This window comes from Pseudomonas sp. MWU15-20650 (assembly GCF_023242475.1).
GTDB lineage: Bacteria > Pseudomonadota > Gammaproteobacteria > Pseudomonadales > Pseudomonadaceae > Aquipseudomonas.
Map to the genome: position 1 here is coordinate 37,369 of NZ_JALJFG010000018.1, position 26,921 is coordinate 64,289.

At 61.4% G+C, this 26,921-nt stretch carries 24 protein-coding genes; 9 read left to right on the forward strand and 15 right to left on the reverse strand.

Translation table 11 applies throughout. The annotated features are described in order from the left end of the window. Window positions 1–13 precede the first annotated feature (13 nt). On the reverse strand, window positions 14–1,393 hold the full coding sequence (locus M5B43_RS15340; RefSeq protein ID WP_248750897.1) for a DUF3482 domain-containing protein: 1,380 nt from the start codon (window positions 1,391–1,393) through the stop codon (window positions 14–16). Further along, complete coding sequence (locus M5B43_RS15345) at window positions 1,386–2,765, reverse strand: DUF2868 domain-containing protein (RefSeq protein ID WP_248750898.1); 1,380 nt, start codon at window positions 2,763–2,765, stop codon at window positions 1,386–1,388. Before M5B43_RS15345 ends, M5B43_RS15340 begins: the two co-directional genes overlap by 8 nt. A 69-nt stretch (window positions 2,766–2,834) precedes the next feature. Here M5B43_RS15345 and M5B43_RS15350 point away from each other — a divergent pair, with 69 nt between their 5' ends. Further along, entirely contained in the window at window positions 2,835–3,353 is a 519-nt protein-coding gene (locus M5B43_RS15350; RefSeq protein ID WP_248750899.1) for a dihydrofolate reductase, read from the forward strand. 70 nt (window positions 3,354–3,423) lie between these two features. Here the strand turns inward: M5B43_RS15350 and M5B43_RS15355 are convergent, their stop codons facing one another. Beyond that, window positions 3,424–4,812, reverse strand: a complete 1,389-nt coding sequence (locus M5B43_RS15355; RefSeq protein ID WP_248750900.1) for an L-cystine transporter — start codon at window positions 4,810–4,812, stop codon at window positions 3,424–3,426. 241 nt (window positions 4,813–5,053) lie between these two features. On the opposite strand from M5B43_RS15355, the gene M5B43_RS15360 reads away from it, so the two are divergent. Beyond that, on the forward strand, window positions 5,054–6,112 hold the full coding sequence (locus M5B43_RS15360; protein ID WP_248750901.1) for a haloacid dehalogenase-like hydrolase: 1,059 nt from the start codon (window positions 5,054–5,056) through the stop codon (window positions 6,110–6,112). Between the two features lie 199 nt (window positions 6,113–6,311). Here the strand turns inward: M5B43_RS15360 and ilvD are convergent, their stop codons facing one another. From ilvD to M5B43_RS15375, 3 genes are all read right to left on the reverse strand, one after another. Next, on the reverse strand, window positions 6,312–8,153 hold the full coding sequence (gene ilvD / locus M5B43_RS15365; RefSeq protein WP_248750902.1) for a dihydroxy-acid dehydratase: 1,842 nt from the start codon (window positions 8,151–8,153) through the stop codon (window positions 6,312–6,314). A 362-nt stretch (window positions 8,154–8,515) separates the two neighbouring features. Continuing rightward, a complete protein-coding gene (locus M5B43_RS15370; protein ID WP_248750903.1) occupies window positions 8,516–8,974 on the reverse strand; it encodes a transposase in 459 nt (152 codons plus the stop codon). Between the two features lie 230 nt (window positions 8,975–9,204). Beyond that, a complete protein-coding gene (locus M5B43_RS15375) occupies window positions 9,205–10,401 on the reverse strand; it encodes a class I SAM-dependent rRNA methyltransferase (protein WP_003195152.1) in 1,197 nt (398 codons plus the stop codon). 241 nt (window positions 10,402–10,642) lie between these two features. On the opposite strand from M5B43_RS15375, the gene M5B43_RS15380 reads away from it, so the two are divergent. Both M5B43_RS15380 and mutM read left to right on the forward strand, forming a co-directional pair. Continuing rightward, window positions 10,643–11,509: an HDOD domain-containing protein gene (locus M5B43_RS15380; RefSeq protein WP_248750904.1), complete on the forward strand. Its 867-nt coding sequence runs from the start codon at window positions 10,643–10,645 to the stop codon at window positions 11,507–11,509. A gap of 21 nt (window positions 11,510–11,530) precedes the next feature. Continuing rightward, on the forward strand, window positions 11,531–12,343 hold the full coding sequence (gene mutM / locus M5B43_RS15385; protein ID WP_248750905.1) for a bifunctional DNA-formamidopyrimidine glycosylase/DNA-(apurinic or apyrimidinic site) lyase: 813 nt from the start codon (window positions 11,531–11,533) through the stop codon (window positions 12,341–12,343). Window positions 12,344–12,474: 131 nt separating this feature from the next. Here mutM and M5B43_RS15390 read toward each other — a convergent pair whose 3' ends face one another. The 5 genes from M5B43_RS15390 to M5B43_RS15410 form a co-directional block, all read right to left on the reverse strand. Beyond that, entirely contained in the window at window positions 12,475–12,726 is a 252-nt protein-coding gene (locus tag M5B43_RS15390) for a YfhL family 4Fe-4S dicluster ferredoxin (protein ID WP_003195146.1), read from the reverse strand. Window positions 12,727–12,952: 226 nt separating this feature from the next. Then, window positions 12,953–13,432, reverse strand: coding sequence for a pantetheine-phosphate adenylyltransferase (coaD, locus tag M5B43_RS15395; RefSeq protein WP_003176711.1), 480 nt, complete (start codon window positions 13,430–13,432; stop codon window positions 12,953–12,955). Window positions 13,433–13,546: 114 nt separating this feature from the next. Continuing rightward, a complete protein-coding gene (locus M5B43_RS15400; RefSeq protein WP_248750906.1) occupies window positions 13,547–15,142 on the reverse strand; it encodes a GMC family oxidoreductase in 1,596 nt (531 codons plus the stop codon). Window positions 15,143–15,179: 37 nt separating this feature from the next. Continuing rightward, entirely contained in the window at window positions 15,180–15,725 is a 546-nt protein-coding gene (locus tag M5B43_RS15405; protein ID WP_248750907.1) for a twin-arginine translocation pathway signal protein, read from the reverse strand. Between the two features lie 27 nt (window positions 15,726–15,752). Beyond that, complete coding sequence (locus M5B43_RS15410) at window positions 15,753–17,180, reverse strand: coniferyl aldehyde dehydrogenase (protein WP_248750908.1); 1,428 nt, start codon at window positions 17,178–17,180, stop codon at window positions 15,753–15,755. 145 nt (window positions 17,181–17,325) lie between these two features. On the opposite strand from M5B43_RS15410, the gene M5B43_RS15415 reads away from it, so the two are divergent. Both M5B43_RS15415 and M5B43_RS15420 read left to right on the forward strand, forming a co-directional pair. Continuing rightward, window positions 17,326–17,997: a TetR/AcrR family transcriptional regulator gene (locus M5B43_RS15415; protein ID WP_248750909.1), complete on the forward strand. Its 672-nt coding sequence runs from the start codon at window positions 17,326–17,328 to the stop codon at window positions 17,995–17,997. 33 nt (window positions 17,998–18,030) lie between these two features. Next, window positions 18,031–18,885, forward strand: coding sequence for a sulfurtransferase (locus tag M5B43_RS15420; protein WP_248750910.1), 855 nt, complete (start codon window positions 18,031–18,033; stop codon window positions 18,883–18,885). Window positions 18,886–18,915: 30 nt separating this feature from the next. Here M5B43_RS15420 and M5B43_RS15425 read toward each other — a convergent pair whose 3' ends face one another. The 4 genes from M5B43_RS15425 to M5B43_RS15440 all read right to left on the reverse strand — a co-directional run bounded on the left by M5B43_RS15425 (window position 18,916) and on the right by M5B43_RS15440 (window position 23,430). Beyond that, on the reverse strand, window positions 18,916–19,911 hold the full coding sequence (locus tag M5B43_RS15425; RefSeq protein WP_248750911.1) for a hydrolase: 996 nt from the start codon (window positions 19,909–19,911) through the stop codon (window positions 18,916–18,918). Window positions 19,912–19,974: 63 nt separating this feature from the next. Beyond that, a complete protein-coding gene (gene rsmD, locus M5B43_RS15430) occupies window positions 19,975–20,592 on the reverse strand; it encodes a 16S rRNA (guanine(966)-N(2))-methyltransferase RsmD (RefSeq protein WP_248750912.1) in 618 nt (205 codons plus the stop codon). Next, window positions 20,592–22,082: a pitrilysin family protein gene (locus M5B43_RS15435; protein WP_248750913.1), complete on the reverse strand. Its 1,491-nt coding sequence runs from the start codon at window positions 22,080–22,082 to the stop codon at window positions 20,592–20,594. Before M5B43_RS15435 ends, rsmD begins: the two co-directional genes overlap by 1 nt. Further along, window positions 22,075–23,430, reverse strand: a complete 1,356-nt coding sequence (locus M5B43_RS15440) for a pitrilysin family protein (RefSeq protein WP_248750914.1) — start codon at window positions 23,428–23,430, stop codon at window positions 22,075–22,077. The genes M5B43_RS15435 and M5B43_RS15440 overlap by 8 nt, the downstream gene beginning before the upstream one ends. Window positions 23,431–23,768: 338 nt before the next feature. On the opposite strand from M5B43_RS15440, the gene ftsY reads away from it, so the two are divergent. Genes ftsY through ftsX form a run of 3 tightly spaced genes read left to right on the forward strand, consistent with a single transcriptional unit; the run spans window position 23,769 to window position 26,874 of the window. Beyond that, the gene (ftsY, locus tag M5B43_RS15445; protein WP_248750915.1) at window positions 23,769–25,187 is read left to right on the forward strand and encodes a signal recognition particle-docking protein FtsY; all 1,419 of its coding nucleotides are present in this window, start codon (window positions 23,769–23,771) and stop codon (window positions 25,185–25,187) included. After that, window positions 25,184–25,855 carry a cell division ATP-binding protein FtsE gene (gene ftsE, locus M5B43_RS15450; RefSeq protein ID WP_003234627.1) on the forward strand — a complete coding sequence of 224 codons (672 nt, stop codon included), beginning with the start codon at window positions 25,184–25,186 and terminating at the stop codon, window positions 25,853–25,855. Before ftsY ends, ftsE begins: the two co-directional genes overlap by 4 nt. After that, a complete protein-coding gene (ftsX, locus tag M5B43_RS15455; protein ID WP_248750916.1) occupies window positions 25,852–26,874 on the forward strand; it encodes a permease-like cell division protein FtsX in 1,023 nt (340 codons plus the stop codon). Before ftsE ends, ftsX begins: the two co-directional genes overlap by 4 nt. The last annotated feature ends 47 nt before the right edge of the window (window positions 26,875–26,921 follow it).

The window sequence follows — 26,921 nt, forward strand, 5'->3', positions numbered from 1 at the left end:
GCTTACTGAGCGCTCAAGGCACGGGCCGCGGTTCATTCAGTTGAGCCGACAATGCCTGGACCTGCTCCTGGCGCTCGGCCTGGCTCAATTTGGCGTGGGGGTTGAGGGACGACCATTGCGGGTGGGCGCGGGCCTTGTGCAGGGCGTCCGGCAGCTTGCCCTCGCGCCAGGTTTTGTCCTGGGGCGTATCGACCTTGATGCTGTGCATCGCCGCATGCCCGCGCAGGTTCAGGGCCTTGAGCAGTTGACGTTGGCGCAGGGCGAGCAGGCGCAGCACGCTGTCATCGACGGTGAGTTCGCGTTGGCCCTTGATCTTGCCCAGCAGGCGGGCGCCATAGCCGCGCGCGGTTTGCAGCGCGCCACCGGCAATCGCACCGGCCAGGGCAGCGGCGCCGAGGGTCAGGCCACCGACCAGTAAATCCACACCGGCACCGGCGGCGGCGCCTGCGGCAATACCGCCACCGACGCGCACGCCAAGTTGTTTGAGTGTTTCGGGGTTGAACAGGTCATCACCCCAGCGGCCATCCAGCAACGGCAAATCACTGGCAGCGGCGTCCTGTGGGCGGAAGCCAAACAGCTTGAGCAAGGCTTCCACGCACTTCTGTTCGCGCTGGCGCACGGCTTTGCGCAAATCGCCGATGGCTTGCTGTTCGTCTTCGGTGACCACGCTGCGCCGGCACGCGGCGCAATCGATCAATAGCTCGGCGATCAATCGCGCCGCGCTTTGCTGGCGCGCCTGGCGCTGGGCCTCTTGATCGAGGATCAGGCGTTCCAACTGTGGCCGTGCGTTTTCCAGCAACAGGGCCAGGCTTTCGTACAATCGGCGCTCACCGTCTTCTGGCGGCGCGACACTGTCGAAACGCACCAGGGCGTGTAGCCCAAGACGGGCCAGGGCTTCGCGCCAGTCCGGCTCGCGGTGGTCGCTGCTGGAGACAAAATTGAGTACCGGCAGCAACGGCTTGCCGCAGCTGGCGAGCACGTGCAGCTCATCACGGTATTTGGCCAGTACCGGCTCGCGAGCATCGATCACATAGAGCCCCGCGTCCGACGCCAGCAGTTGGCGCAGCACCTTGGCTTCTTGTTCGAAACGCTGGCGCGCCTCACTGCCTTCGAGGAAACGCGCCAGGCGGTCCGGGCCATCCAGGCGTTCGCCAGGGCGATCCAGGCGTTCCAGGTAGTCGAACAGGGCGATGGCGTCTTCCAGGCCGGGCGTGTCGTACAGTTCCAGCAAGGCTTCGCCATCGACCGATAGGCGTGCACCTTCCACATGCCGCGTGGTGCTGGGGCGGTGTGAGACCTCGCCGAAGCCCACGTCACGGGTGAGCGTGCGCAGCAGCGAGGTCTTGCCGACGTTGGTGTGGCCGACCACGGCGAGCTTCAGTGGTTTAGTCATGACCGGTCTCCAGCCAGTTCAGCGGCGCGCAGTCGGCAAACGGCAACTCAAGGTGTTGCAGCGCAGTGTGCCAATCGCCCAACCGCTCGGCATCCAGGGCCTGACCCGACGGGGCTTGCAGCAGCCAGACGCGGGTGGCGGTGGCGCTGCGTGCCAGCTCGGCGATCAGCGCCAGGCTGCCACGGTCGGGCGAGCGGCGCGGGTCGCAGGCGATGGCCAGGCGCGCGGGCGGAAAGCGCGTGAGCTGGTCCAGCAGTTTGTTGCGCGATTCGCGGCTGTCGAGGATGCCGGCATTTTTGACGCTGGCCGGTAACTTGGGCGGCCAGGCGTGCTGGTCGTCGAGTTCGATGGCCACCAGCAGGGCGCCGTCGCTTTCCAGCTCACTGATGCCGCCGCTGACGTGGTGCAACTGTTCGGGTGCGGCGTCGTTGATACCCAGCCGTTCGCTGCTCGGCATCAGGCGTTCGCGTAACTGGCTGTAGCCGGGCAGGTTGAGGTCCAGGCGCAAGGCCGCGCGCCCACGTTTCCAGCGCCACAGGCACAGCAGGGCGAGGATCAACCGGGGCAGCAAGCCGTAGACCAGCAGCACGCCGACCAGCCAGGCGGCCCAGGCTTGGCGAGCGCTTTCGATATTCAGGGCGGAGTCGCCGCTGGCGCGGATCATCGCCACTGTCGGCACGTCGAAGCCAAGCAAGGCCGGCAGGGTACCGAGGGCCTGGGTCACGGCGACAAAGGTGTCGGCGCCGAGGATGGTGGTTTCCCACACAAAGCCGTAGCGCCGAGTGGCCAACAGCGTCAGCAGGATCACCATGGCGCTGAGCAATGCCAGCAACCACAGGCTGTTGACCAGTACTCCGACCGCCCAGCGATTGAGTTTCTGTCGTTGCAACAACAGCAGCAACGCCGGCGCCAGCTGCGCGGCCTTGGCATCACGCGCGAGTTTTTCGCTGAGCCACAGCCACAGGCGTCCGAGGCTGGCACTGTGTTCGCCGGCAAACAGCAGGCCCAAGGCCCAGCTGGTCAGCAGGATCAGGTTCAAGCCGAGCAGGCTGCCCAAGGCCCAGAACACATTCACTGGGGTCAAACCGTTACCCAGTGCGGCAAAGGCCAGGCCGGCGCCGCTGATGACGGCCACCACTGCCAGCAGCACCAGGGCCAGGCGTGCGCCTTGCAGCCAGCGCACAAGGGCGGCGCTCAGGCCGTCGCGCTCGGCCAGGTGCAACGCGCGTTGCATAATCCGCGTCGGCAAGTCGCCCCCGGCCGTGCGGGCCAGGCGGTTGGCTTCCAGGTCTTCCAGGGGGCCGGCGTGTTCTTCACGCAGGCGCACGGTCTCCGTCAGCCAGAGTGCGTGCAGGGGAGTCAGTACAGTCACGCGCCATCCTGTTGAGCAAGTGAGGTTGGAGCATAACCGCTGACTCGCGGCTCTGGTATTCTCATCGCCATGAAAAAAACTCTTCCTTTAAGCCTGATCGCAGCCCTCGGTGAAAACCGTGTGATCGGCGTCGACAACAGCATGCCCTGGCATTTGCCGGGGGATTTCAAATATTTCAAGGCCACCACGCTCGGCAAGCCGATCATCATGGGGCGCAAGACCTGGGATTCCCTGGGCCGACCGCTGCCGGGGCGCTTGAACATAGTGGTCAGCCGTCAGACCGATCTTGAGCTTGAAGGTGCGCAAGTGTTTCCGTCACTGGACGCGGCGGTAGCGCGGGCTGAGGAATGGGCGCTGGAGCAGGGCGTCGATGAGCTGATGCTGATCGGCGGCGCGCAGCTGTATGCCCAAGGGCTGGAGCAGGCGGATCGCCTGTATCTGACGCGGGTGGCATTGAGCCCGGAAGGGGATGCGTGGTTTCCCGAGTTTGATTTGAACCAGTGGAAGTTGGTGTCGAATCTGGAGAATCCAGCCGAAGGTGATAAGCCGGCTTACAACTTCGAGGTGTGGGAGAGGAGCAGCAGCTAGCTTTGAGCTACAAGCTGCAAGTAAAAGCAGATGGGCTCTTACTTGCAGCTTGAGGCTTGTAGCTTGTAACTCAGCTAACCAGCTGCCCATGCTCATCGGCATTCAACAGCGCTTTATCCGTCTGCCCCATGATCTGGCTGGTAATCGCCCCCGCCGTCATCGAACCGTTCACGTTCAGCGCCGTACGGCCCATGTCGATCAGCGGCTCGACAGAAATCAGCAGCGCCACCAGTGACACCGGCAAGCCCATCGCCGGCAGCACGATCAGCGCAGCAAAGGTCGCCCCGCCACCCACACCGGCCACACCCGCCGAACTCAAGGTCACAATCGCCACCAAGGTCGCGATCCACAGCGGATCCAGCGGGTTGATGCCCACGGTCGGTGCCACCATTACCGCCAACATCGCAGGGTAGAGACCGGCGCAACCGTTCTGGCCGATGGTCGCGCCAAACGAGGCGGCAAAACCGGCGATGGATTGTGGGATACCCAGGCGGCGGGTCTGCGCTTCAATGCTCAGTGGAATGGCAGCCGCACTCGAGCGGCTGGTGAAGGCAAAGGTCAGCACCGGCCACACCTTGCGGAAGAAGCGCAGTGGGTTGACCCCGGCCAGGGACAGCAGCAGGCCATGCACCACGAACATCAGGCCGAGTGCCAGGTACGACACCACCACAAAACTGCCGAGCTTGATGATGTCTTGCAGGTTGGAGCCGGCGACCACTTTGGTCATCAGCGCCAACACACCGTACGGCGTCAACTTCATCACCAGGCGCACCAGGCGCATCACCCAGGCTTGCAGGGTGTCGATGGCATTCAGGACCTTCTGGCCTTTTTCCACGTCATCCTTGAGCAGTTGCAGCGCGGCAACCCCAAGGAACGCCGCGAAAATCACCACGCTGATGATCGACGTCGGTTTGGCCCGCGCCAGGTCGGCGAACGGGTTTGCCGGTACGAACGACAGCAGCAATTGCGGGATATTCAGGTCGGCGACCTTGCCTGCGTAATCGCTCTGGATCACTTGCAGGCGCGCCATTTCCTGGGTGCCGGCCACCAAGCCTTCGGCGGTGAGGCCGAACAGGTTGGTCAGGCCGATGCCGATCAGGGCCGCGATGGCGGTGGTGAACAGCAGCGTTCCGATGGTCAGGAAGCTGATCTTGCCCAGGGACGAGGCGTTATGCAGGCGTGCCACGGCACTCAGGATCGAGGCGAACACCAGCGGGATCACGATCATTTGCAGCAATTGCACATAACCATTGCCGACCAGGTCAAACCAGCCGATCGAGGCTTTGAGTACCGGATGACCGTCGCCATAAATAGTGTGCAACGCCGCACCGAACAATACGCCAAGGACCAGAGCGAACAGGACCTTCTTGGCCAGGCTCCAGCGGGTATGACGGGTTTGCGCCAGGCCCAGCAACAGGGCCACGAACACCAGTAAGTTGAGAATCAGGGGCAGATTCATTGAAGCTCCGTTGAAAAGGCAGCCAATCGCGTGAGCCTGCGATTGCGAACCGGGAAGCCTAACAGCTTGAAATATATTGATTTAATACCGATATGGAATGGTGACTGTCGTTTTTGGAATAAGCGTTTGACGCTCATGCGCATGGCTCTGGCGTTATCACGATGCAAGCGGTCGTCCTCGGGCGATAACTGTCACACAGATTTGTTAGCGTCGATGTCTTTCACTCAGGGAGAAAACGCTTATGAAGCTTGCGCCAACATTACTTGCCGCCGCCTTCTGCCTCGGCCTCGCCGGCCAGGCATTTGCTGCCACCGAGTTGAAGCACTGGCCGGCACCCGCCGCCGAGCAACTGAACAAGATGATCGCCGCCAATGCCAACAAAGGTAACTTCGCGGTGTTCGACATGGACAACACCAGTTACCGCTACGACCTTGAAGAGTCCTTGCTGCCCTACCTGGAAAACAAGGGCCTGATCACCCGTGAAACGATGGACCCGTCCCTGAAGCTGATGCCGTTCAAGGACACCGCTGACCACAAGGAAAGCCTGTTCAGCTACTACTACCGCCTCTGCGAAGTCGATGACATGGTCTGCTACCCGTGGGTGGCGCAGATTTTCTCCGGCTTCACCCTCAAGGAACTCAAGGGCTATGTGGATGAGATGATGGCCTCCGGCAAGCCCGTGCCGGTCACCTATTACGAAGGCGACGTGGTGAAGACCTCCGAGGTGCAGCCACCGAAAGTCTTTACCGGCCAGGCCGAGCTTTACAACAAGCTGATGGAAAACGGCATTGAGGTGTATGTGATGACCGCCGCCTCCGAGGAGTTGGTGCGCATGGTCGCCGCCGATCCGAAGTACGGCTACAACGTCAAACCCGAGAACGTCATTGGCGTCAGTACTCTGCTTAAGGACCGCAAGACGGGCGAGTTGACCACCGCGCGTAAACAGATCGCGGCCGGTAAATACGACGAGAAAGCCAACCTCGGCCTGGAGCTGACCCCTTACCTGTGGACCCCAGCCACCTGGATGGCCGGCAAACACGCGGCGATCCTCACCTATATCGACGAGTGGAAAAAGCCGGTGATCGTCGGGGGTGATACGCCGACCAGCGACGGCTATATGCTGTTCCACGATGTGGACGTGGCGAAGGGCGGCATCCACCTGTGGGTCAACCGCAAAGACAAATACATGACCCAGCTCAACGGCATGATGGCCAAGCACGCGGCCGCGCAAGCCAAGGAAGGGTTGCCGGTGACCGCGGACAAGAACTGGGTGATCGTCAAGCCGGACGAGATTCAGTAACAGGCTGAACGCGGTCGAAATAGGGGGGAGGGGCTTGCTGCCGATTGGGGCGGATCACTCAGCACAGGTATTGCCTGGCACGCCGTTATCGGGAGCAAGCCCCCTCCCACAGTTTGATCTTCAGTGTTTCGCAAGGTCATGGTCAGGCAAAAAAATGCCCCGCACTTGGCGGGGCATTTTTATACGCAGCGATTAAGGCTTACAGGCCGTCAAGCATCGCCTTGTTACGCACGGCGCCCTTGTCGGCACTGGTGGCCAGCAACGCATAAGCCTTCAACGCCGTGGTGACTTTGCGCGGGCGCTTCTCCACCGGCTTCCAGCCCTTCTTGTCTTGCTCGACCCGGCGTGCGGCCAGCTCTTCGTCGCTGATCAACAGGTTGATCGAGCGGTTCGGAATGTCGATCAGCACTTTGTCGCCGTCCTGTACCAGGCCAATCGCACCGCCAGCAGCGGCTTCCGGCGAAGCGTGGCCGATGGACAGGCCCGAGGTGCCGCCGGAGAAACGCCCGTCGGTCAGCAGGGCGCAGGCTTTGCCCAGGCCCTTGGATTTCAGGTAGGACGTCGGGTACAGCATCTCCTGCATACCCGGGCCACCTTTGGGGCCTTCGTAGCGGATGATCACGATGTCGCCTTCTTTGACTTCGTCAGCGAGGATGCCACGTACCGAACTGTCCTGGCTTTCGTAGATCTTGGCGCGGCCTTCGAAGACGTGGATGGACTCATCCACACCCGCCGTTTTGACCACACAGCCGTCGAGGGCGATGTTGCCGTACAGCACGGCCAGGCCGCCTTCCTGCGAGTAGGCGTGCTCGACACTGCGGATGCAGCCGTTTTCACGGTCGTCGTCGAGGCTGTCCCAACGGGTCGACTGGCTGAACGCGGTCTGCGTCGGGATGCCGGCCGGGCCGGCCTTGAAGAAGGTGTGCACCGCTTCGTCGTCAGTCAGGGTGATATCCCACTTGGCGATGCCTTCGGCCAGGGATTTGCTGTGCACGGTCGGCAGGTCGGTGTGCAGCAGGCCGCCACGGGCCAGGGAACCGAGGATCGAGAAGATCCCACCGGCACGGTGCACGTCTTCCATGTGGTACTTCTGGATATTCGGCGCGACTTTGCACAGTTGCGGCACGTGACGGGAGAGACGGTCGATGTCGCGCAGGTCGAAATCGATCTCGGCTTCCTGGGCGGCGGCCAGCAGGTGCAGGATGGTGTTGGTGGAACCGCCCATGGCGATGTCCAGGGTCATGGCGTTTTCGAACGCCTTGAAGTTGGCGATATTGCGCGGCAACACCGACTCATCGTTCTCGCCGTAGTAGCGCTTGCACAGCTCGACGATGGTGCGGCCGGCCTGCAGGAACAGTTGCTCGCGGTCGCTGTGGGTGGCCAGTGTGGAACCGTTGCCCGGCAAGGCCAGCCCCAGGGCTTCCACCAGGCAGTTCATCGAGTTGGCGGTGAACATGCCGGAGCACGAACCGCAGGTAGGGCAGGCGCTGCGCTCGTATTCCGCGACCTTCTCGTCAGAAGCGCTGGAATCGGCGGCGATGACCATGGCGTCGACCAGGTCCAGGCCGTGGGAGGCGAGCTTGGTCTTGCCGGCTTCCATCGGGCCGCCGGAGACGAAGATCACCGGGATGTTCAGGCGCAGGGCGGCCATCAGCATGCCGGGGGTGATCTTGTCGCAGTTGGAAATGCACACGATGGCGTCGGCGCAGTGGGCGTTGACCATGTACTCCACGGAGTCGGCGATGATCTCGCGGCTCGGCAGGGAATACAGCATGCCATCGTGGCCCATGGCGATGCCGTCATCCACGGCGATGGTGTTGAATTCTTTCGCCACGCCGCCGGCGCGTTCGATCTCGCGGGCGACCAGTTGGCCCAGGTCCTTGAGGTGGACGTGGCCGGGTACGAACTGGGTGAACGAGTTGGCAATCGCGATGATCGGCTTCTTGAAGTCATCATCTTTCATCCCCGTGGCACGCCACAGTGCGCGCGCGCCGGCCATGTTGCGGCCGTGGGTGGATGTTTTCGAGCGGTAATCAGGCATTGGAGCACTCCGGGCGGCTAATCAAGTACTAAAGGGGAGTGAGCTTCTAATTGACGACTGGAACACCCGAAAAATGGCCGTGGTGTCCGGAAGTTGCCACTCGCATCGCGGGATCGCCGCTTGCTTGGGCCTCGAGCTCATAAACCCGCCGGGGGATGACTGGCGATGAATAGGGCCGATTCTACACCGCTGGCGGCTGGAGGGAATGGCCGAAACCGTGAAGATAGCGGCTACGGGACGTGCGGGTGGCTGTAGGAGCGAGCTTGTTCGCGAAAAACGTCAACGATAACGCAGCGCTATAGATAGCCCGTCTCGCCTATTGGTTTTTCGCGAGCAAGCTTGCTCCTACAGTGGAGGGTGGTTCAGAGCCAGACGGCGTCCCATAGTGGGTACTGGCCGATATGCGCCACCAAACCCGCCCGCAAGGGATTGGCGACGATATAACGCGCCATTGTCTTCAAGTCGTCCTCCCGACGCAGCGCTCGATCAAAGTAGCCCTTTTGCCACAGTGTCCCTTGGCAGCTCCTCGCCTTGTTAATGGCGTGTGCACTTCGCGACTTGGTGATCCGCATCAGTCTCGGCAAATCGCCGTTGTGCAATTCAACCAGCCAATGGAAATGGTCCGGCATCACCACCCATGCCAGCGAAGACGCCTCTCCGTCGTCCTGAGCCTTTCTGAATTCGCGAACAAGCAGGCGGCCAATGCGCCAGTCCTGGAAGATTAGCTGTCGTTGATGCGTGACAGCGGTGAGCAGGTAAATGCGGCCGGATTCTGAATAGCGGCCTGTGCGCAGCCGATGTGCGTTTTGTTGGTTGGACATTCCTTCGTCCTCTTCGTGTGGGTAGAAGAGAGACGGTAGGAGGCTGCAGTGTCTATTGGCGTTTAAACACTGGTTCTGAATATGTCATGCCTTACTGTAGGAGCGAGCTTGTTCGCGAAGAACGTCAACGATAACGCAGCGCTATCAGCTAGCCCGCGTCGCCTATTGGTTTTTCGCGAGCAAGCTCGCTCCTACAGTTGATCCGGCTTCAATTCAAACCGGTCGGGGTGTCAGCTATTAGGCAACAACCGGCACGTAATGCTCTTGATATAGCGCGTCTCGGCGATCGCCGGGTGCACCGGGTGATCCGGACCCTGGCCGCCGCGTTCGAGCATCTGGATGTTGCGGTCCAGGTGGCGGGCGCTGGTGAGCAGGATGTTTTGCAGATCGTCTTCCGGCAGGTGCATGGAGCACGAAGCGCTGACCAGGATGCCGTCCTTGCTGAGCAGGCGCATGGCTTGCTCGTTGAGGCGGCGGTAGGCGCCTTCGCCGTTTTTCATGTCTTTTTTGCGTTTGATGAAGGCCGGTGGGTCGGCGACGATCACGTCGAAGCGTTCTTCGCTGGCCTTCAATTCTTTAAGCGCTTCAAAGACGTCGCCTTCGATGCAGGTCATCTTCTCGGCGAAGCCGTTCAGCGCGGCGTTGCGCTCAACGCCGTCGAGGGCGAAGGCGGAAGCGTCGACGCAGAACACTTCACTGGCGCCAAAGGCCGCTGCTTGCACGCCCCAGCCGCCGATGTAGCTGTACAGGTCCAGTACACGCTTGCCTTTGGCATACGGGGCCAGGCGGGCGCGGTTCATGCGGTGGTCGTAGAACCAGCCGGTTTTCTGGCCCTGGATCACCGGAGCCTCGAATTTCACGCCGTTTTCTTCCAGCGCGACCCATTCCGGCACCAGGCCGAACACGGTTTCGACGTAGCGATTGAGGCCCTCGGCGTCACGTGCGGCGGAGTCGTTCTTGAACAGGATACCGCTCGGCTTGAGCACTTGGGTCAGGGCGGCGATCACGTCTTCTTTATGGGCCTCCATGGTCGCCGAAGCGATCTGCACCACCAGGATGTCGCCGAAACGGTCGACCACCAGGCCCGGCAGCAGGTCGGAATCGCCGTAGACCAAGCGGTAGAACGGTTTGTCGAACAAGCGGTCACGCAGGGACAGGGCCACGTTGAGGCGGTGCACCAGCAGCGACTTGTCCAAAGGCAACTTGATGTCGCGCGACAGCAGGCGGGCGCAGATCAGGTTGTTCGGGCTCATGGCCACGATGCCCAGGGTCTTGCCGCCGGCCGCTTCGAGGATGGCCTGGTCGCCTGCCTGGAAGCCGTGAAGTGGGGTGGCGGCCACGTCGATTTCGTTGCTGTAGACCCACAGGTGGCCGTTGCGCAAACGACGATCGGCGTTGGCTTTGAGACGCAGGCTTGGCAGGGACATGACGTCGCTCCGGAAAAAAGAGCGGGAGTATAACGTGTTGCGCATTACTTGGCGGCACCGCCGGACATGTGGGAGGGGGCTTGCTCCTGATAGCAGTGTATAAGCTGATATCCAAGTGACTGATTCACCGCAATCGGGAGCAAGCCCCCTCCCACATTCGATCGGGTTTGAGTTGGGTTTTTGGGTGTCGGCCACGTCGGCATAAGGGGTAGAATTCGCGCCTAGCCCAGAGTGTGTACTTATGTCCCAAGAGCTTTCCGCCGAGCAGATCCAACAGGCCCTGCAAGGCATCAGCGTACCGCCCCAACCGCAAATCATGGTGGATTTGCAGATGGAGCAGTACATGCCTGACCCGGACCTGGAAGTGATCGCGCGGTTGATCTCCCAGGACCCGGGCTTGTCCGGCGCGTTGCTCAAGATCGTCAACTCGCCGTATTACGGCCTGAGCAACAAGATTGCCTCGATCCAGCGTGCGGTGAACCTGCTGGGCAGCCGGTCGGTCATCAACCTGATCAACGCCTTGTCGATCAAGGGCGAAATGAGCGACGACACTATCGTGACCCTCAATCGTTTCTGGGACACCGCCCAGGACGTGGCCATGACCTGCCTCACCCTGGCCAAGCGCACCGGCTCCCAGGCCGTGGACGAAGCCTATGCCCTGGGGCTGTTCCACGATTGTGGCGTGCCGTTGATGCTCAAGCGTTTCCCCAATTACATGGCCGTGCTGGAAGAGGCTTACGCCAATGCCGGCGCCGATTGCCGTGTGGTCGACACCGAGAACAACGCGTTCAATACCAACCATGCGGTGGTCGGCTATTACACCGCCAAATCCTGGCGCCTGCCGGAGCATGTGACCGACGCCATCGCCAATCACCACAACGCCCTGGCGATTTTCAGCGATGAGTCGTCACGTAATCCGCAGCTTAAAAACCTGCTGGCAATCCTGAAAATGGCCGAGCATATCTGCTCGTCTTATCGCGTGCTGGGCAACCAATCGGTTGACCATGAGTGGGATGCGATTGGCCACTTGGTGCTGGATTACGTGGGCCTGTCGGACTACGACTTCGAGAGCCTGAAGTTGTCGATCCGCGAACTGGGCGCACACTGACCCATTTTTCGAGAGGTACACATGCCCGAGTTACCCGAAGTCGAAACCACACGGCGCGGGATTGCGCCGCACCTGGAGGGCCAGCGCGTCAGCCGCGTGGTGGTACGCGAGCGCCGTCTGCGCTGGCCGATCCCGGACGACCTGGATGTGCGCCTGTCCGGGCAGCGCATCGTGCTGGTAGAGCGGCGGGCGAAGTACCTGTTGATCAACGCCGAAGTGGGAACCTTGATCAGTCACTTGGGCATGTCGGGCAACCTGCGCCTGGTGGAGGTCGGCATGCCGGCGGCCAAGCATGAGCACGTGGACATCGAACTGGAGTCGGGCCTGGCCCTGCGCTACACCGACCCTCGGCGTTTTGGCGCGATGCTCTGGAGCCAGGACCCGCACAACCACGAGCTGCTGATTCGCCTGGGGCCGGAGCCGTTGACCGACCTGTTTGATGGTGAGCGCTTGTTCCAACTGTCTCGCGGGAAGTCGATGGCGGTGAAGCCATTCATCATGGACAACGCGGTGGTGGTAGGCGTGGGTAACATCTATGCCACGGAAGCACTGTTTGCGGCGGGGATCGACCCGCGCAGGGCCGCCGGCGGCATTTCCCGTGGTCGCTATTTGAAGCTGGCGATCGAGATCAAGCGCATTCTGGCGGCGGCGATCGAGCGGGGCGGCACGACATTGCGGGACTTTATCGGCGGCGATGGGCAGCCGGGGTATTTCCAGCAGGAACTGTTCGTCTATGGCCGTGGAGGCGAAGGGTGCAAGGTCTGTGGGGCCGAGTTACGCAATGTGGTACTGGGGCAGCGGGCGAGCGTGTTTTGCCCTAAGTGCCAGAGTTGAGTGCGGTGTGATGGCGATATCGCCATCGGGGGCAAGTCGAATCGTCGCACCGCCCCTCCCACATTTGAAATGCATTCCAAGTGTGGGAGGGGGCTTGCCCCCGATGAGGCCCTAACAGGCACTAAAGAAGTTCAAGCCTTACCGGTAATCTTCCGGTACTTCTCCATCAACTGCTCTTCAGTCTCAGGGTGCGCTTCATCCAGCGGGATGCAATCCACCGGGCAAACCTGCTGGCACTGTGGTTCGTCGTAGTGACCGACGCACTGGGTGCACAGGTTGGGGTCGATCACGTAGATCTCTTCGCCCTGGGAAATGGCAGCGTTCGGGCACTCGGGTTCGCAGACGTCGCAGTTGATGCAATCGTCGGTGATGATCAGGGACATGGAAACTCCTGCCAGGGCTGTCAGCCAGGGCATCTGAAAACGAATGCGCGCAATTGTGCCGCATTGGCGCCCGCAGTGCGAGCCCGTGGCAAGTCCTAATGCCGTTCGCAGTATCTGTGGCGAGGGAGCTTGCTCCCGCTGGGACGCGAAGCAGCCCCGCTCTGCTTGAAAAGATTGGGACTGCGGCGCAGTCCGGCGGGAGCAGGCTCCCTCGCCACAATGAGCCTTACTTCTTGAAGCGCAGCGTCAGCGCATCCGCCACAGCCGGGTGCACGAACTTGGTGATATCTCCGCCCAACGCCGCGATTTCACGGACCAACGTCGAGGAGATGAACGAATAACGTTCCGACGGCGTGAGGAACAGGCTTTCCACGTCCGGCGCCAATTGGCGGTTCATGTTGGCCAACTGGAATTCGTATTCGAAGTCCGACACCGCGCGCAGGCCACGGAGGAACACATTGGCGTTCTGCTCTTTGGCGAAATGCGCCAGCAGTGTCGAAAAGCCCACTACTTCCACGTTAGGCAGGTGCTTGGTGACCTCACGCGCCAGCTCCACGCGCTGTTCCAGGGGAAACAGCGGGTTTTTCTTGGGGCTGGCAGCGACCGCGATGATCACATGGTCGAACAAGCGAGAGGCACGTTCGACCAGATCGCCATGGCCTTTGGTAATCGGGTCGAAGGTACCTGGGTACAACACTCGGTTCATCGCGTCGTCCTGGCGGAGTCCGTTGGGGAACCGGATGGTATCGCAGCCATCCCGGTCGGCCAAGTCAACTTATGCATAAGAAAGCCGTATAGACAGCGTGAATGCCGTGTTTTTTCACGCTGTTTTCAGACGTTCGGCCAAGGCTGACGCCAGTTGCGCGGTCAACCCGTACACCGATAATTGGGGGTTGGCCCCAATACTGGTGGGGAACAGCGAGCCGTCGTGGATCGACAGATTGCGCAATTGGTGATGGCGGCCGAGGCTATCGGCCACCGCGTTTTTCGGGTCTTCACCCATGGCGCAACCGCCCATCACATGGGCACTGCCCAGCGTCGTGCGGTGCAACTCCAGGCTCAAACCGTCGATCAGGCTGCGCGCCTCGGCCAAGGTGTTTACATACCGTGCATCGTGATGCAGCGGCTTGACCGACCGGGCACCTGCCGCGAACTGGATTTCGGCCATGCTGTGGAAGGCCCGGCGCAGGCCATCCCAGGCATAGGGCGAGACTTCATAGTCGAGCACTGGCGTGCCGTCGCCGCGTAACTCAACCGTGCCGCCAGGGCTGTCGGGGTGAAAACCGTCGCGCAAAAGCGCGAGCATGGCGTGGGTGTGGGGCAGTTGGCTCATGTCCAACGCGTTGCCAGTGCCGTAGCCACCGAACAGGGTGCTGGCCAAGCCTGGATGTAAGGGCGGCGCCTCCAGCTTGTAGGACATCTTACCGGTGGTGCCGTCCAGCCATTGGAAGTGGTCGGAATAGATCGACTGCGGCGCGCCGTAGAACGGGTTGATCACGTCGTCGAACTGCCCGGCGGAGAAGTTCACCAAGTGCAGGAACGTACGTTTGCCCAGCCGTGAATGCGGGTCGGGCGCGTCCGAGCGCATCAACAGCGCCGGGGTGTTGATGCCGCCGCCCGAGAGTACGTAATGCTTGGCCTTGACCGTGATCTTGCGGCCGGTGGGCGCCACGCACCGCTCGTCCATGGCCACGCATTCCAGGCTGCTGATGGTGTCGCCGCTGTACTTGAGGTGCTCGGCGCGGGCCAGGTAGAGCAGCTCACCGCCTTTTTCCAGGGTGGCTGGGATGGTCGTTACCAGCATCGATTGCTTGGCGTTGACCGGGCAACCCATGCCGCAATACCCCAGGTTGAAGCACCCACGCACGTTGCGTGGGATCACATGCCAGCTGTAGCCGAGCTTTTCGCAGCCTTTGCGAATCACATCATTGTTGGCATTCGGTGGCATCGCCCACGGTGCGATGCCCAGGCGCTGTTCCATTTTCTCGAACCACGGCGCCATCTCGGCACTGCTGTGGCCTTTCACTGCGTATTCGCTGGCCCAGTGGGCGAGGGTGGCGTCCGGCGTGCGGAAACTGGACGTCCAGTTGATCAGCGTGGTGCCGCCTACCGCCCGGCCCTGCAAGATGGTGATAGCGCCATCTTTGCTCATGCGGCCGATACCTTCCTGGTACAGGCTGGCATAGGCTTCGTCTTCCAGCAGCTTGAAGTCACTGCTGGTCTTGAGTGGGCCTTCCTCGATCAGCAGTACCTTGTAGCCGGCGGCGCTGAGGATTTCGGCGGTAGTGCCGCCACCGGCGCCGCTGCCGATGATTGCGACATCGGCCTCCAGGGTCAGGTCGTTATCGAGGGCTGCGCCATTATGGGTTTTCCAGCCACGGGCCAGGCCGTCGCGGAACAGATCGGGTACGGGCATCGAGGTCGTCTCTGGTTTTTATTGTGAGGGATGCACATCAGATTTTCGGTGGGCCGGGGTAGCCGCAGTGGGCCCAGGACTCGGGTCGGAAGTACCAGGCCATGATCACCAGCTTGAGCAGCGAGCCCTGGCCCATGCGCAGCAGGTTCAGGTAGCTGTTTTCCCAGCGGTGCAGGAAGTTGCGGATTTGCTCCGCGCTGGCGTTTTCCCAACTGCCCCAGATGCCGGTCAACGGCCCGCGGGTGATACCCATGCCCAGCACGTCGAACAGTTGCTGGGTGAGCTTGAACATCTCCGGCGACAGGTGCTGCAGGCTGTAGTCGAGCTTTTTCAGGGTGCTGTCAATCCCGGCGACCACTGCCTCGGCGCTCGCCGCGCCTTCCAGCAGTACTGGGATGACCGCACGCAAGAACGGCAAGTCACTGGCGCGCAACATGGCAAAGCCACTGGCCGGGGTGCTGCTGGAGCAGCCGCTGAGGCTGGCGCCCAGCCCGGCGGTGGCCAGGAAGGCACTGGCGCACAGGCCGATTTTCAAGACGCCGCGCCGTGACAGCGTGGGTGAGTCAGTCAGGCTAGGGTTCATTGTTTTAGAGTCCCGAAGGTCGCGGTATCAGCGGATGAACAGCTTCTGAATCAACGTCTGGATCGACTTTCCATAGGGCGGGTAGATCAACTTCGCGGCGTTCAGGCGCTGTTTAACCAGCACGCCCTTGGCCTTGCTGAACGTCAGGAAGCCCTCATGCCCGTGATAATGGCCCATACCCGACGGGCCGATGCCGCCAAACGGCATGTCGTCCTGGGCCACATGCAGCAGGGTGTCGTTCAGGCACACGCCACCTGAGTGGGTTTCATGCAGGACCCGGTCCTGCTCGCCCTTGTTGTAGCCGAAGTAATACAGGGCCAGTGGGCGTGGACGCTGGTTGATGTAGGCAAACGCCTGGTCGAGGCCGCGATAAGGCACGATCGGCAAGAGCGGGCCGAAGATTTCATCCTGCATCACGGTCATGTCGTCACTGACGTTCAGCAACAGGCTGTGTGGCATTCGCCGCGCCTGACCCTGGTCGTACAGCGCAATCAGCGTGGCACCCTTGTCGGTGGCGTCCTTGGCGTAGGCATTGAGCCGGGCCAGTTGCCGCTCGTTGATGATGGCGGTGTAGTCCGGGTTGTCAGTCAGGGTCGGATAGAACCCTCGAACGGCCTTGGAATACGCCTCGACAAAGCCTTCCACACGATCTTCCGGCACCAGCACATAATCCGGTGCCACGCAGGTTTGCCCGGCGTTCAGGGCTTTGCCGAAGGCAATGCGTTCGGCGGCATCCTTGAGCGGTACATCGGCGGAGACAATCGCCGGCGACTTGCCGCCCAACTCCAGGGTGACGGGGGTAAGGTGTTCGGCGGCGGCGCGCATCACGTGCTTGCCAATACTGGTGGCGCCGGTAAACAGCAAGTGATCGAAGCGCAGCTTGGAAAACGCCATGCCCACTTCGGCTTCACCCAGTACTACGCATACCAGGTCCTCGGGGAAGATCTTGGCCAGCAGCGCCTTGAGCAACTCGCCCGTAGCCGGTGTGGATTCGCTGAGCTTGAGCATCACCCGATTGCCGGCAGCCAGCGCGCCCACCAGTGGGCCAATGGCCAGGTACAGCGGGTAGTTCCAGGGCACGATCACCCCGACGACGCCCAACGGTTGGTAAATGACTTTGGCTGAAGCGGGTTGGAAGGCAATGCCGACAGCGCGGCGGGAGGGTTTCATCCACCCCTTGAGGTGTTTGCTGGCATAGTGAATGCCATGCAGGCTGGGCATCAGTTCGGCAAACAGGGTTTCGTCGGCGCTGCGATGGCTGAAGTCCTGGCTGATCGCGTTGATCAGCGCCTGGCGTTCGTCACTGAGCACCTCCCGCAGGGCCTTGAGCCATTGCTGGCGTTGCGCGGCTGGCGGCATCGGGTTGGCAGCGTAGGCGCGGCGTTGGGCGTCGAACAGCGCCTGGAGTTGATCCAGCGCCTGGGAATCTTGCAGGTAGGCAACGTTGGCAGGCATGGCGCAGTTCCCGATTGTTATAGGTCTGCCTGGATTTTTAGAGTCATTGCTCTAAATTGTCAAATAACATTGCAGCAACATCCAGATTTATCCTAGTCGGGATAGGCCGTAAGATGCCCCATCACGTGTATAGAAGCTGATCCCCATGGCACCACGAGTAAAGACCAGCGAACGCATTGTGCAAACCAGCCTGGAGCTTTTTAACCAGCAGGGCGAGCGCAGTGTCAGCACCAATCACATCGCCGCCCATATGGAAATTTCCCCGGGCAATCTGTACTACCACTTCCCCAACAAGCAGGCGATCATCGCCGTGCTGTTCCGCGAATATGAAGCCCTGGTAGACAGTTTCCTGCGTCCACCCCAAGGCCGTGCCGTCACCGTCGAAGACAAACGCTTCTACCTGCAGGCGGTACTGGCTGGCATGTGGCGTTACCGTTTCCTGCACCGTGATCTCGAACACTTGCTGGAAAGCGACCCGGAACTGGCTACCGGCTACCGGCGTTTTTCCCAGCGTTGCCTGATTCAGGGGGGCGCCATTTACCAAGGGTTTGTCGATGCCGGTATCCTCACTATGGACCCGGTGCAAACCGAGGCCCTGACGCTTAATGCCTGGATCATCCTCACTTCGTGGGTGCGTTTCCTGTGTACCACCAATGAAAACTCCACCCATTTGAGCGCCGAAGCGATAAAGCGCGGGGTGTACCAGGTGCTGGTACTGGAGGCGGGTTTTGTCACCCCCCAGGCCAAGCCGGCGGTGGATGCCTTGTTCAAAGAGTTTTATGTGCCGTTGAATCAGGCACTGGAAGAAGTGAAGTAGGACCTTTCCCTAATCTGTTTACAGGAGTCCGTCATGCCGCTTGCCCAACTGATCAGCCCCCAGCAATTGGCCGAACGCCAGAAGGCCGGTGGGTTGGTGACCCTTGATTGCCGTTTTGCCCTTGAAGACCCGGACTACGGGCTGTGCAGCTATGCCGAAGGGCATATCGAGGGTGCGCAATATGCTGACCTGGAGCGGCACCTCAGCGGCCCGGTGACCAAGGGGGTGACGGGGCGTCACCCGCTGCCGGCGGCGGATACGTTCGCCCAGCAACTGCGGGCATGGGGGATCAGCGCGGACACCGATGTTGTGCTTTATGACGACGGCCCTGGCGCCTACGCTGCGCGGGCCTGGTGGTTGCTGGCCTGGTTGGGCAAGCGTGATGGCGTGTTTATTCTGGATGGTGGCCTCAAGGCTTGGCATGCCGCGGGCTTTCCATTGAGCCTGGATGCGCCGGTGATCGAGCCGGGGACCTTTGCCGGCACGCCGGACAATCGTTTGCTGCTGGACGCCGAACACCTGCAAAAACGCCTGGGCGAAGCGGGCATGACGCTGATCGACGCGCGTGGCCAGCCGCGTTTTCGCGGTGACGTGGAGCCCATCGATCCGGTTGCCGGGCACATTCCCGGCGCCCAGTGCGCGGCGTTCACTGAAAACCTGGGCAGTGATGGTCGCTTCCTTGCGGCCGATCAGCTCAAGCAACGCTTTGCCGCACAGTTGCAGGGCCGTTCGCCGGATGACCTGGTGGCGTATTGCGGTTCCGGCGTGACGGCCTGCCACAACCTGTTCGCCTTGTGCCTGGCGGGTTACCCGCTGGGCAAGCTGTATGCGGGGTCGTGGAGTGAGTGGATTACTGATCCGGCCCGGGAAATTGCGACAGGCGACTAAGGCTAGACCTGCAAGCCCCCTCCCGCATGTTTAACTGTGTTGTGCCAGCAACCACTGCGGGATCCGGCGTTCCAGGTAATAGCCGGGACACTTCAGCGAACCCTCCACAAACCCCACATGCCCGCCCTTGGCCAGCAACTCAAATTCGGTGCAAGCCGACAATTCGCTAGCCTCGGGCAGGCTGTGGGCAAATACGAACGGGTCATCGGCCGACTGGATGATCAACGTCGGCGTGCGGATTTCACCCAGGTAATACCGGCTCGAGGCTCGGCGATAATAGTCTTCAGCACTTAAGAAACCATGCAGCGGCGCAGTCACTCGCCCGTCGAAGTCCCAGAACGTACGCATTTTTTCCAGCGAGCCCAATGACTCCAGGGTTTTCAACCCGTCAGTGCGGCCGTCCTGTAGAAAGCGGCGTTGCTTGACGCGGATATACGCCAACATCTCGCGCATGAAGTGTTTTTGATAAACCCGCGAAAAACCCAGGCCGATACGATCCGCGCACTGGTCCAGGCGAAACGGCACCGACACCGCCGCTGCGCCTTGCAACCCCGACGCTTCGCCGGTTTCACCCAGGTGCTTGAGCAGCACATTGCCCCCCAGCGAATAGCCCACGGCATACAGGGGCGCCAGTGGCCGCTGGGTGCGCAGGTGGGCAATCGCCGCTGCCAGGTCTTCGCTGGCGCCGGAGTGATAACTGCGTGCAAGCAGGTTGGGCTCGCCCGAGCAACCGCGCCAGTTCAAGGCGGCACTGGCCCAGCCTTGTGCAGCGAGGGCTTTTTGCAGGCCGGCCACATAGGGCGAGTTGGACGAGCCGGTCAGCCCATGCAGTACCAGCACCAGTGGCGCTTGCGCGTCATGGGGGCCGTGCCAGTCGAGGTCGAGAAAGTCGCCGTCATCCAGCCACAGGCGTTCGCGCTGGCGTTCGATATGGGTAGTCGGGCGCCACAGCGGTCCCCACAGTGTTTGCAAGTGAGGGTTGCCGAGGCCGAAGGCGGGTTTGAATGTTTCAAGGGCAGGGTTCATGAAGATCTCTGTGGCAAGCGGACTGGTCGTGGCGAACGGGCTCGCCACAACTCTCACTACAGATCAGGCCGCGTCTTCTACCAAGCGATGCCACAACGCGTAATACACCCGACCGGACTTCTGCTCCCGGTGCAGGCGCCAGGCGCCCGGCAGGCCGAGTGTGGACGGTGCGCTCTCGCTTTCAGTGTAGATCCAGGCATCCGGTGCCAGCCACTGGCGCTCTTCCAGCAAGGCACACACGGTCGGCAGCAGGTTCTGGTTGAACGGCGGGTCGAGGAACACCACATCGTATTCAGTGGCCTCCTGGGTTTCCAGGTAGCGCAACGCGTCGGCAGTTTGCACCTGGCCGGTCGTGCAGCGCAGTGTACCCAAGTGTTCCTTGAGGCTGGACACCGCCACATTGCTCGCATCCAACGCCTGGCCTAGCGCCGCGCCGCGGGACAACGCCTCGAGGAACAGTGCGCCGCTGCCGGCGAACGGGTCGAGTACCTTGGCCCCGCCAATGTACGGCGCGAGCCAGTTGAACAGGGTTTCACGTACGCGATCCGGTGTTGGGCGCAAGCCCACGACATCGGGGAAGCTCAGCTTGCGGCTGCCCCATTCGCCACCAATGATGCGCAGTTGGCCCACACCGTTATGGACGTTGTGGACGGGTTTTTTCGGGCGAGATGAACTGGCCATTAATGCTCCGGAACCCCGAGCGGCTGCTCGGCAGGTTTATCAGTGGGGGGCGGTAGTGGCTTTTGCGCAATCGTCGGGCCGGCGGTCACGATGACCATCTTGTCGGCGCTCAAGTGTTTGTTCATTGCAGCCTTGACCTGCTCTACGGTCAGGGCCTGGGATTGTTTCATGAAATCTTCCAGATAGCTCAGCGGCAGGTTGTAGAAACCCATGGCGCCCAACTGGCCGACGATGTCCGCATTACTGGCGGTGGACAGCGGGAAGCTGCCGGCCAGTTCGCGCTTGGCGTCATCCAGTTCTTTTTGCGTCGGGCCGGTCTTGAGGTAGTCGGCCAGCACGTCCTCGACCAGGCGCAGGGTGCCGCCGCTCATTTGCGCGCGGGTCTGCAGGTTGATCATGAACGGGCCACGTGCCTGCATCGGGGAGAAGCCGGAATACACGCCGTAGGTCAGGCCGCGTTTTTCACGCACCTCGCTCATCAGGCGGGTGCCGAAGCCGCCGCCGCCAAGGATCTGGTTACCCAGGGACAAGGCTGCGTAGTCCGGATCGGCGCGGTCAATGCCCAGTTGTGCGAACAGCAAGTGTGTCTGCTTGGACGGGAACTCGATATGGCTCAAGCCCGCCTTTGGCTCGGTCGGCTGGGCGATCTTCGCCAGGGCCGGGCCCTTGGGCAGGGATGCCGACACCTTGGCCGTCATGGCTTCGGCTTCGGTGCGGGTCAGATCGCCCACCACGGCAATCACCGCATTACCCGCGGCATAGGCTTTGGCGTGGAACGCCTGTAACTGCGCAAGGGTAATCTTCGGAACGCTCTCAGGCGTGCCTTCGCTCGGGTGTGCGTAGGGGTGGTCGCCATACAGGCGCTTGAACAGTTCAAGGCTGGCCAGCTTGGCCGGGTTCTGTTTCTGGTATTCAAAACCGGCGAGGATCTGGTTCTTGATCCGCGCCAACGAATCGGCCGGGAACGTCGGCTTGCCAAGCACCTGGTCAAACAGTGCCAGGGCGGCTTCGCGCTTATCGCTGTCGCTCAGGCTGCGCAACGACACCAGCGCCATATCGCGGTAGGCGCCATTGCCAAAGTCGGCACCCAGGCCCTCAAAACCACTGGCGATCTGGCTGACATCCTTGCCCGGCACGCCTTCGTTGAGCATGGCGTTGGTCATCAGCGCCAGGCCCGGGGCGTCGCCGTCCTGGCTACTGCCCGCCGCAAACAGGATGCGCATGTCGAACATCGGCAGCTCATGGGCTTCGACGAACAGCACCTTGGCGCCTTCGGCGGTGGTCCAGGTTTGCACGTCGAGCTTACGGTTGGTCGGCGCCTTGCCGTCCAGCTCCGCCAGGGATTGCAGCTTGTTGGCGGATTGAGCCTTGTCCAATGCCTGGCTGGCGACGGACTCGCTCGGGCGCAGGAAGTACACGGTACTGGCCGCAATCACGGTGAGGGTGATCAGGCCGGGCAGGATCAGGCGGTTGCTTTTGCGATCACTCATGAGCGTTCTCCTCAGGCAAAACATGGGCGACGCTCAGACGTTCGCGGGTGAAATAGGTGCGCGCGGCCTTCTGGATATCTTCCGGGGTCACGCTTTGCAGGTCTGCCAGTTCGGTGTCCATCAGCTTCCAGGACAGGCCGACGGTTTCCAGTGAACCAATGGCGGTGGCCTGGCTGGTGATGGAGTCGCGCTGGTACACCACGCCGGCAATGACCTGGGCGCGGATACGCTCCAGTTCTTCACGGGTCGGCGGCTTGGCTTTCAACGCATCCAACAGGCGCCACAGGCCGGCTTCGGCTTGGGCAATGGTTTTCTTCTTTTGCTGGTTCGGGGTGGCCGTCAGGGTAAACAGGCTGTCACCGCGGGTATAAGCGTCGTAGCTGGTGGAAGCGGCGGATACCAATTCTTCACCGCGCTCCAGTTGCTCTGAAATACGCGCGCTGTAGCCACCATCCAAGAGGGCCGAGATCAGGCGCAGGGCTTGCACCGAACGCTTGTCTTCGGCGGTGGCCAGGCCGGGCACGTTGAAACCGAGGATCACGCTCGGAAGTTGGGTCTGTACCCGCATCGTCAACAAGCGCTCGCCGGGTTCGGCCAGCTCCAGTGGGATCTTCGCCGGTGGTACGTCACGCTTGGGGATCGGGCCGAAGTAGCGTTGGGCCAGGTTCTTCACCTCATCCGGAGTCACGTCGCCCACCACCACCAACGTGGCGTTGTTCGGCACGTACCAGGATTGGTACCAGTGGCGCAGCTCTTGGACTTTCATGCGCTCAAGGTCGGCCATCCAGCCGATGGTCGGCGTGTGATAGCCGCTGGCCGGGTAGGCCATGGCCTTGAAGCGCTCGTAGGCTTTGGACATCGGGTTGTCGTCGGTGCGCAGGCGGCGTTCCTCCTTGATCACCTCGATCTCGCGGCTGAACTCGTCGGCCGGCAGGCGCAGGCTGGCCATGCGGTCGGCCTCGAGTTCGAAGGCGACACCCAGGCGGTCACGGGCCAGCACCTGGTAGTAGGCGGTGTAGTCGTCACTGGTGAAGGCATTTTCTTCGGCGCCCAGGTCGCGCAGGATCAGCGAGGCTTCGCCCGGGCCAACCTTGGCGCTGCCCTTGAACATCATGTGCTCCAGGGCGTGGGACAAACCGGTCTGGCCCGGGGTTTCGTAGCTCGAACCGACCTTGTACCAGACTTGGGAAACCACCACCGGCGCACGATGATCTTCGCGCACGACCACTTTAAGGCCGTTATCCAGGGTGAATTCATGGGTGGGTTGTGGGTCGGCAGCCAGAGCTGAAAGGGGCAGACAAACTGTGCTGAGCAGCAGGCCTGCGGCGCGGCGGGCTAGAGCATTCATTCGTTTTTAAACCTGTTGGACTGCCCGCTTGGTCTTAGCGTCGGCGGGCGAGGAGGTGCTAGGATACTGATCCGATTTAGGGACGGCCACTGCGGTCGTCATCTTATCCTGGGTCCAGTCGTAGGAATGTTGGAATAGATGGTGGGTTTCTCCGACGATCTTCAACTTTTCGGCGATTTTATCGCTTCAGTCCTATATTGAAACGATTTGCTAAGGCCTTTATTTACGCCTTACAAAATGTTGCGCATGAACAAGCGGGCTTTAACGCAGTCTGTTCTGCATCGAATTTATTTACCGAGGCGCCCTGGCGCATCGCTACTTTGAGATAGCCGTCCTCCATGTTTGGTTCCAACGACGACAAGAAGAACCCAGCTGCGGCTGGCGAGAAAAAAGGCCTGTTCGGATGGCTGCGCAAAAAGCCGCAGGAACCCGTCGTCGAACAGCCGCAGGTTCAATCTGAGCCGGTTCCCGAGCCTATAGTAGAAACCCAGCCGATTGCTGAAGCCCCTGCTCCGGTGGTGTTGCCGATGGCAGAGCCGGTGTTGCAGCCGGTGGCTGAAGCCACGACGGAACCTGAGGCAGAGCCGGCGCACAAGCCGTGGCTTGAGCTGCCGGTGGCCGAAGAGCCGGTTGCACTGGTTGAGGATGTGCAGGCCGAACATGTGACGCCGCCGATTCCAGTGGTGGTTGAGCCCGTGGAGGTGGTCGTCGAAGCGCCCGCGCCGGTAATTGTCGAACCCACTCTGGCACCTGTCGTCGTTGCCGCTCCCGCTGTTATCGAGCCGCCGGTCGCCTTGGAGCCTGTTGCCGTTTCCCCGGAAACCAGTAAAACCGGCTTCTTCGCCCGCCTCAAGCAGGGCCTGAGCAAGACCAGCGCCAGCATCGGCGAAGGCATGGCCAGCCTGTTCCTGGGCAAGAAGGTGATTGATGACGAGCTGCTGGAAGACATCGAAACCCGCCTGCTGACCGCAGACGTGGGCGTTGAGGCCACGGCCGTGATCATCCAGAGCCTGACCCAGAAGGTCGCGCGCAAGCAGTTGACCGACGCCGACGCACTGTACAAGTCCTTGCAGGCCGAGCTGGCCGCGATGCTCAAGCCCGTGGAAGCCCCACTGGTGATCACGCCGAAGAAACCGTTCGTGATTCTGGTGGTTGGCGTAAACGGCGCCGGCAAGACCACCACCATCGGCAAGCTGGCCAAGAAGCTGCAATCGGAAGGCAAGAAAGTCATGCTCGCCGCCGGCGACACCTTCCGGGCCGCCGCCGTAGAGCAGTTGCAGGTCTGGGGTGAGCGCAACAAGATCCCGGTGATTGCCCAGCACACCGGTGCGGACTCCGCCTCGGTGATCTTCGACGCCGTGCAAGCGGCCAAGGCCCGTAACATCGACGTGTTGATCGCCGATACCGCCGGTCGCCTGCACACCAAAGACAATCTGATGGAAGAGCTGAAGAAAGTCCGCCGTGTGATCGGCAAGCTCGACGCCGATGCGCCGCACGAGGTCTTGCTGGTCCTCGACGCTGGCACCGGCCAGAACGCCATCAGCCAGGCCAAACAATTCAACCAGACGGTGCAACTGACTGGCCTGGCATTGACTAAGCTCGACGGCACGGCCAAGGGCGGCGTGATCTTTGCCTTGGCTAAACAGTTCGGGTTGCCGATTCGTTATATCGGTGTCGGTGAAGGTATCGACGACTTGCGCACCTTTGAGGCCGAACCCTTTGTACAGGCACTGTTTGCCGAGCGGGAGCGTTCATGATTCGATTCGAACAGGTCGGTAAACGCTATGCCAACGGGCATGTAGGCTTGCATGAGCTGAGCTTTCGAGTGCGTCGCGGCGAATTCTTGTTTGTCACCGGCCATTCGGGCGCCGGCAAAAGTACGCTGTTGCGCCTGCTGCTGGCCATGGAACGCCCGACCACCGGCAAGTTGCTGCTGGCCGGCCAAGACCTGGCCACCATCAGCAATGCGCAGATTCCATTCCTGCGCCGCCAGATCGGCGTGGTGTTCCAGAACCACCAGTTGTTGTTCGATCGCACGGTATTCAATAACGTTGCCCTGCCGTTGCAGATTCTCGGGTTGTCCAAGGCCGAGATCGTCAAGCGTGTGGACTCGGCCCTGGAGCGCGTGGCGCTGTCGGACAAGACCGATCTGTATCCCGGAGATCTGTCCACCGGCCAGCAACAGCGCGTCGGCATTGCCCGCGCCATCGTCCACCGTCCGGCCTTGCTGCTGGCGGACGAGCCCACCGGTAACCTCGACCCGCGCCTGGCGGCCGAGATCATGGGCGTCTTCGAAGACATCAACCGGCTGGGCACCAGCGTGCTGATCGCCAGTCACGACTTGGCCCTGATTGCCCGCATGCGTCACCGCATGCTGACCCTGCAACGCGGCCGCCTGATCGGTGATGGGGAGGCTGGCGTATGAGTGCCACACGTAGTCCCAAAGTGTCCGAGCGCGTGGCGCCCAAACCGGCTGACCCGCAACCGCCCAAGAAAAAACGCGATGAAGATGATGGTCCGGATTTTGGCACCTTGGTGCGCGCCTGGGTCGAAAGCCATCGCGCCAGCCTGTTGGACAGCCTGCGTCGTCTGGGTAAACAGCCAATTGGCAGCTTTTTCACCTGCCTGGTGATGGCTGTGGCCTTGAGCCTGCCGATGGGGCTGTCGCTGTTGCTTAACAATGTGGAGCGCCTGGGCGGTTCCTGGCAGCGCGCGGCGCAGATTTCCCTGTACCTGAACCTCGACGCCAGCACCAAGGACGGCGAGAGCTTGCGTGACGACATCAAGAACCTGCCGGGCGTAGCGGATGCCGAGTACATCAGCCGCGACCAGGCCCTTGAGGAGTTCCAGCAGCAATCGGGCCTGGGTGAGGCGCTCAAGGAACTGCCGCAAAATCCGCTGCCGGGCGTGGTGTTGGTGACCCCTGACGAAGTCGATAAGCCAGCCCTTGAAGCCCTGCGACAAAAACTCGCAGAGATGCCCAAGGTGCAACAGGCGCAACTTGATCTAGTCTGGGTAGAGCGCCTGGCCGCCATTCTCAAGCTGGGCGACCGTTTTGTGTTTGGCCTGACAGTGCTGTTGGTGTCTGCATTACTTTTGGTGATAGGTAATACCATTCGTCTTCATATTGAAAACCGTCGCACCGAGATAGAAGTGATTAAACTGGTCGGCGGCACGGACAGCTATGTGCGTCGTCCTTTTCTGTACATGGGCGCGCTTTATGGCTTGGGTGCCGGGGTTTTGTCCTGGGGCGTGCTGGCGTTTGGCCTTAATTGGTTGAACGACGCGGTTGTCGGGCTGGCTGGTTTGTACGGCAGTGATTTTGCCCTGGCCGGCGTGCCGGTTGCCGATGGTCTGTCCTTGTTGCTTGGGGCGGTGCTCTTGGGGTATATCGGTGCTTGGATTGCGGTCGCACGGCATTTACGTGAGCTGGCACCGAAGTAGTTAATGTCAGATTAATGTGGTTTCGTTTGTATTGACCGTATCAGCGG